Source organism: Streptomyces lushanensis (assembly GCF_001700515.1).
In the GTDB taxonomy this organism is placed as follows: domain Bacteria; phylum Actinomycetota; class Actinomycetes; order Streptomycetales; family Streptomycetaceae; genus Streptomyces; species Streptomyces lushanensis.
In genome coordinates this window covers 1-4731 of the sequence record NZ_MAUD01000225.1, presented here as the reverse complement: position 1 = coordinate 4731, position 4731 = coordinate 1, and the positions used below count along the sequence as shown (strand labels likewise).

Annotated in this window: 5 protein-coding genes; 1 reads left to right on the top strand and 4 read right to left on the bottom strand. The window is 71.1% G+C overall.

The genetic code is table 11. The features are described 5' to 3' along the window. Positions 1–342: 342 nt before the first annotated feature. A complete protein-coding gene (locus tag BFF77_RS37785; protein ID WP_066951338.1) occupies positions 343–726 on the top strand; it encodes a cold-shock protein in 384 nt (127 codons plus the stop codon). A gap of 121 nt (positions 727–847) precedes the next feature. On the opposite strand, the gene BFF77_RS19285 is transcribed toward BFF77_RS37785, so the two are convergent. The 4 genes from BFF77_RS19285 to BFF77_RS19270 form a co-directional block, all read right to left on the bottom strand. Then, on the bottom strand, positions 848–1696 hold the full coding sequence (locus BFF77_RS19285) for a 1,4-dihydroxy-6-naphtoate synthase (RefSeq protein WP_066951336.1): 849 nt from the start codon (positions 1694–1696) through the stop codon (positions 848–850). Then, positions 1693–2463 carry a futalosine hydrolase gene (locus tag BFF77_RS19280; RefSeq protein WP_066951333.1) on the bottom strand — a complete coding sequence of 257 codons (771 nt, stop codon included), beginning with the start codon at positions 2461–2463 and terminating at the stop codon, positions 1693–1695. The genes BFF77_RS19285 and BFF77_RS19280 overlap by 4 nt, the downstream gene beginning before the upstream one ends. Positions 2464–2509: 46 nt before the next feature. After that, the gene (locus BFF77_RS19275; protein ID WP_066951330.1) at positions 2510–2989 is read right to left on the bottom strand and encodes a DUF2771 domain-containing protein; all 480 of its coding nucleotides are present in this window, start codon (positions 2987–2989) and stop codon (positions 2510–2512) included. Positions 2990–3250: 261 nt separating this feature from the next. Continuing rightward, positions 3251–4648: an MFS transporter gene (locus tag BFF77_RS19270; RefSeq protein ID WP_425424394.1), complete on the bottom strand. Its 1398-nt coding sequence runs from the start codon at positions 4646–4648 to the stop codon at positions 3251–3253. Positions 4649–4731: the final 83 nt, after the last annotated feature.

Sequence of the window (4731 nt, the reverse complement as noted above, 5' to 3'; positions counted from 1 at the left end):
CCGCCGCGCGCCGCGCCACGGACGAGGCCGGCCCCGGCGACGGACTGGTCCGTATCGGCGGAATCGTCTTCGTCGTCGGCGCGATCGCGACGCTGATCACCGTGGCGCGGCGCGCGGCGGTGGGCGTGGTGCCGAGTGGGGTGCGGGGTGCAGGAGTAGCGGTCACCTCACCAGGGTAGTTCCCACCGGACAGCAGCGGACAGGAACCATCCGGCGACGTCTTGTCACCAGCCCCTGGACCATTAGCCTTGGGGTTGGCGGGTCGGTCGACCCGCTGTAGTGCTATCCAGAGCCGTTTTTGTGCGCGCCAGCGCCCCAACGAGTACGAGGACGAGGACAGACGTGCCTACCGGCAAGGTCAAGTGGTTCAACAGCGAGAAGGGCTTCGGCTTTCTCTCCCGCGACGACGGCGGCGACGTCTTCGTGCACTCGTCGGTCCTCCCTGCCGGAGTCGACGCACTCAAGCCAGGCCAGCGCGTGGAGTTCGGCGTCGTCGCGGGCCAGCGCGGCGACCAGGCGCTCTCGGTGACGGTCCTCGACCCGACCCCCTCCGTCGCGGCGGCCCAGCGCCGCAAGCCCGACGAACTCGCCTCGATCGTCCAGGATCTGACGACGCTGCTGGAGAACATCACACCGATGCTGGAGCACGGCCGCTACCCCGACAAGGTGCACGGCGCGCAGATCGCGAGCCTTCTGCGGGCGGTCGCCGACCAGTTGGACGTCTGAGTCCGCTCCGGGGCCGATCCGGCTCCGCTCCGGATCCGATCCGAGGGATGATCTTCGAGACGCGATCTTCGAGGTGCGATCGCTGAGGCAGGATCTTCGAGGTGCGATCACCGAAGTGTGATCAGACGAAACGCAACGCGTCACGGCCGAGGGGCGGTACGAGTCCCTCGGCCGCGGCACGCGTGAGCAGCCCGCGTACCGCCGCGTAGCCGTCGTCGCCCAGGTCCGCGGTGAACTCGTTGACGTACAGCCCGATGTGCTGGTCCGCCACCGCCGGATCCATCTCCTGGGAGTGCTCCAGGACATACGGCCGGGACGCCTCCGGGTCGTCCCACGCCATACGGACCGACCTGCGCACCGACTCCGCGAGGAGCTGGAGCACCTCGGTGCCCAGCGAGCGCTTCGCGATGATCGCGCCCAGCGGGATCGGCAGGCCCGTCGTGGACTCCCAGTGCTCGCCCATGTCGGCGAGGCAGTGCAGACCGTAATCCTGATAGGTGAAACGCGCCTCGTGGATGACGAGTCCGGCGTCGACCTTGCCGTCCCGTACCGCGGGCATGATCTCGTGGAACGGCAGGACGACCACCTCGCCCACTCCGCCCGGGACGACATCCGCCGCCCACAGCCGGAAGAGCAGATAGGCCGTGGAGCGCTCGCTCGGCACGGCGATGGTCCTGCCGGTCAGATCGGTGCCGGGCTCCCTGGTCAGTACGAGCGGGCCGCAGCCACGGCCCAGCGCGCCGCCGCACGGCAGCAGCGTGTACTCGTCCAGGACCCAGGGCAGTACGGCGTACGAGACCTTGAGCACGTCCAACTCACCGCGCTCCGCCATGCCGTTGGTGATGTCGATGTCGGCGAAGGTGACATCGAGGTCCGGTGCGCCGGTCACCCGGCCATGGGCCCACGCCTCGAAGACGAAGGTGTCGTTCGGGCAGGGCGAGTAGGCGATCCGCAGCGGCTGGACGGTCATGACGGCTCCTCGAAGACCGGGGTGAGCAGCGTGAACGCGTACCGCAGCGCTTCCAGGGCCCGGCCGATCTCCCAGGAGGCGCGGTCGCGCGGTCCCACGGTGTTGGAGACGGCGCGGATCTCGGCACACGGTACGGAGTGGACGGCGGCGGCCTCCGCGACACCGAAGCCCTCCATCGCCTCGGCCGCGGCGAGCGGATGACGCGCGGTCAGCGCGGCGGCGCGGGCGGCGGTGCCGGTCGCGGTGGAGACGGTGAGGACCGGCGCGAGGACCGTCCTGGGGCGCGGAGTGCTCCCGTCCGCCGGAGCGGCGTCCAGGATCTTGGCGATACGGGCGGTCAGTTCCGCCGGCGGCCGGTGGACACTGCGGCCGAAGCCCAGCTCCTCGACCGACAGATGGCCGTCGGCGGTCTCGGCACCGAGGTCGGCCGCGACGATCGTGTCCGCGACGACGAGCGAGCCGACCGGCGCGCGGTGCCGGAAGCCGCCGCCGATGCCGGCCGAGATGACGAGATGGTACGGAGGGTCGTACGGGGAGGCCGCCAGCGCCGTCGCCGTGGCGACCGCGGCGGCCGTCGGGCCGACTCCGCCCGCCAGGACGTCCACCACCGGTATCTGCACGGACCCGGGCCGGGGCACGTACTGCGCGTGGCCGGTGATCTCGTAGCCACCGGTGAGTTCACGGACACCGCTGCCGGCGAACCGGTCGAGTCCCGCGGCGACGGAGTCCGCCTCCGCCGCCACCGCCGTTACGACAAGCACACGCATGGCGGAAGCCTCCAGGGGCAGGTGCGGGGGCGGGGGCGCGGTGAGGTCAGGACGTCTTCTTGAACTCGAACTGCCAGATTCCGATCAGTTCCTTGCCGCCGGCCTCCACGATGCTGACCTGAGTGGCGTTGGTGGTCTCGCCGGTCTGGCTGGAGAAGAACGCGCTGCCGGGGATCGTACGGTACGTCTTCTTGTACGGCTCCTGCTCGGCCTGCTGACCGTCGATGAAGAGCGTCCAGCCGTGCTCCGCGATCGCCGGGTCGACACCGAAGTGGACCTCGTCGTCCATGGAGACCTCGACGGTCTTCTCCGGCTTCTTGTTGAGGCAGGGCTGGATCTCGCTCTGCTTGATCGCCTTGCCGTCGTTGTAGCAGGCGGCCTCGGTGTTGACCGAGTTGTCGCCGACCGTCACGGTCGCGAGCGGCGTCGGCTTGTCACAGGCGGCGAGGACGAGGAGTCCGGCGGACACAGCACCGAGGGCGACGCCGGCCCTGCGGGCCCTACCAGAGAAGAACGCAACGGTCATGGGGCGAAGGTTATCGGTCGTACCGGCACGGGCCACCAGGGGGTACGGCGAGCCGCGCGGGGGTATGGCGGGGCGCGCCGCCCGGGGCCGCCCGCCCGCCGGGACCTCCGGAACGGGGCCTTCCGCACGGGACCTGCGCGCATGGCTTCCGCGCATGGGGTTCCGTACGGGGTCTCCGGGCAAGGGCTTCCGCGCATGGGCTTTCGTACGGGGTCTCCGGGCAAAGGCTTCCGCGCAGGGCCTTCCGTACAACGTCTTCGGTCAGGCCACGCGGGGATGCGGGGTGCCGTGCCTGACCACCGTCAGCAGTCCGCGCGCCGCGAAGAGCGCCCCGACACCGATGACGGCGGCGGCGACGGACATGCCCAGCACCCCGTTGAGCGGCAGCGCGATCCCGATCGCGCCGCCCACCACCCAGGACATCTGGAGCAGCGTCTCGGAGCGCGCGAAGGCCGAGGTCCGTACCTGCTCCGGCACGTCACGCTGGATCACCGCGTCCAGGGACAGCTTCGACAGCGCCTGGCAGAGCCCGGCGACCGCGCACAGCAGGGCCATCAGCGGGCCGCCGAAGAAGAGCGCCGCGAGAATCGCCGTGCTGAGGGCGATGCCCAGCATCGTGGCGATGATCAGCTCGGGGCCGCGGGCCTTGAGCCATGCGCCCAGCGCCGTACCCAGCGCGTTGCCCGCCCCGGCCGCGACGCCCACGATGCCGAGGGACACGGCCGCGGTCTGGCCGGGGAGCGGCTGCTCGCGCAGCAGGAAGGCGAGGAAGAAGATCAGGAACCCGGAGAGCGCGCGGTGGGACGCGTTCGCCTGGAGACCGTGCAGGACGGAGGGACCGACCGTACGGAGACTGGGCCGCCTCTCGCCGCGTTTGACCAGCCGGGCCTTGCGCTCGCCCTTCGCGGAGTCGACCTTGTGCGGCAGCGAGAACGCCAGGAACGTTCCGCCGAGGAAGACCAGACAGGCGCCGTAGAGCGGCAGCCTGGGACCGATCTGGTGCAGCCCGGCACCGATGGGCGCGGCGACCCCGGTGGCGAGCAGCCCGGCGAGCGTGACACGGGAGTTGGCCCGCACCAGCGAGAAACGCGGTGGCAGCAGCCGGGGCACGACCGCGCTGCGGATCACTCCGTACGCCTTCGACGCGACCAGCACCCCGAGCGCCGCCGGATACAGCTCCAGACTGCCGGTGATGACGGCGGCCGACATGAGGATCGCGAGCGCGGCCCTGGTGAACATGGCGCAGGCCATGGCGGCGCGGCGGCCGTGCGGCAGGTGGTCGAGGAGCGGGCCGATGACCGGGGCGAGGAGGGTGAAGGGCGCCATGGTGATGGCGAGGTAGAGCGCGACACGGCCCCGGGCCTCGTCGGTCGGTACGGAGAAGAAGACGGTCGAGGCGAGCGCGACGGTGATCATGACATCGCCCGCGCCGTTCACGGCGTGCAGCTCGATCAGCTTGCCGAGCCCGGACTCGCCCGCGCCGTGCGCGTGCGTGGCCCTGCGGATGACTCTGGCGGTGCCGGTGACCGGCAGGCGCACGGCACGGCCGAGGGCCCGCCCGGTCCTGCGGAGCGGGCCGGCTGCGTCGTCGGACGACCTCGCGGCTGCCACCCCGTCATAGTGCCCCAAGGGTCCCTGGTGCGAACCGATCCCGGCCATGACGGGGCCGTTACGGCGCCATGAAGGACGAGCCGGGATGCGACATCGGGGGGTGGGGAGGAGTTCACCGCGTGGTGGGCGGC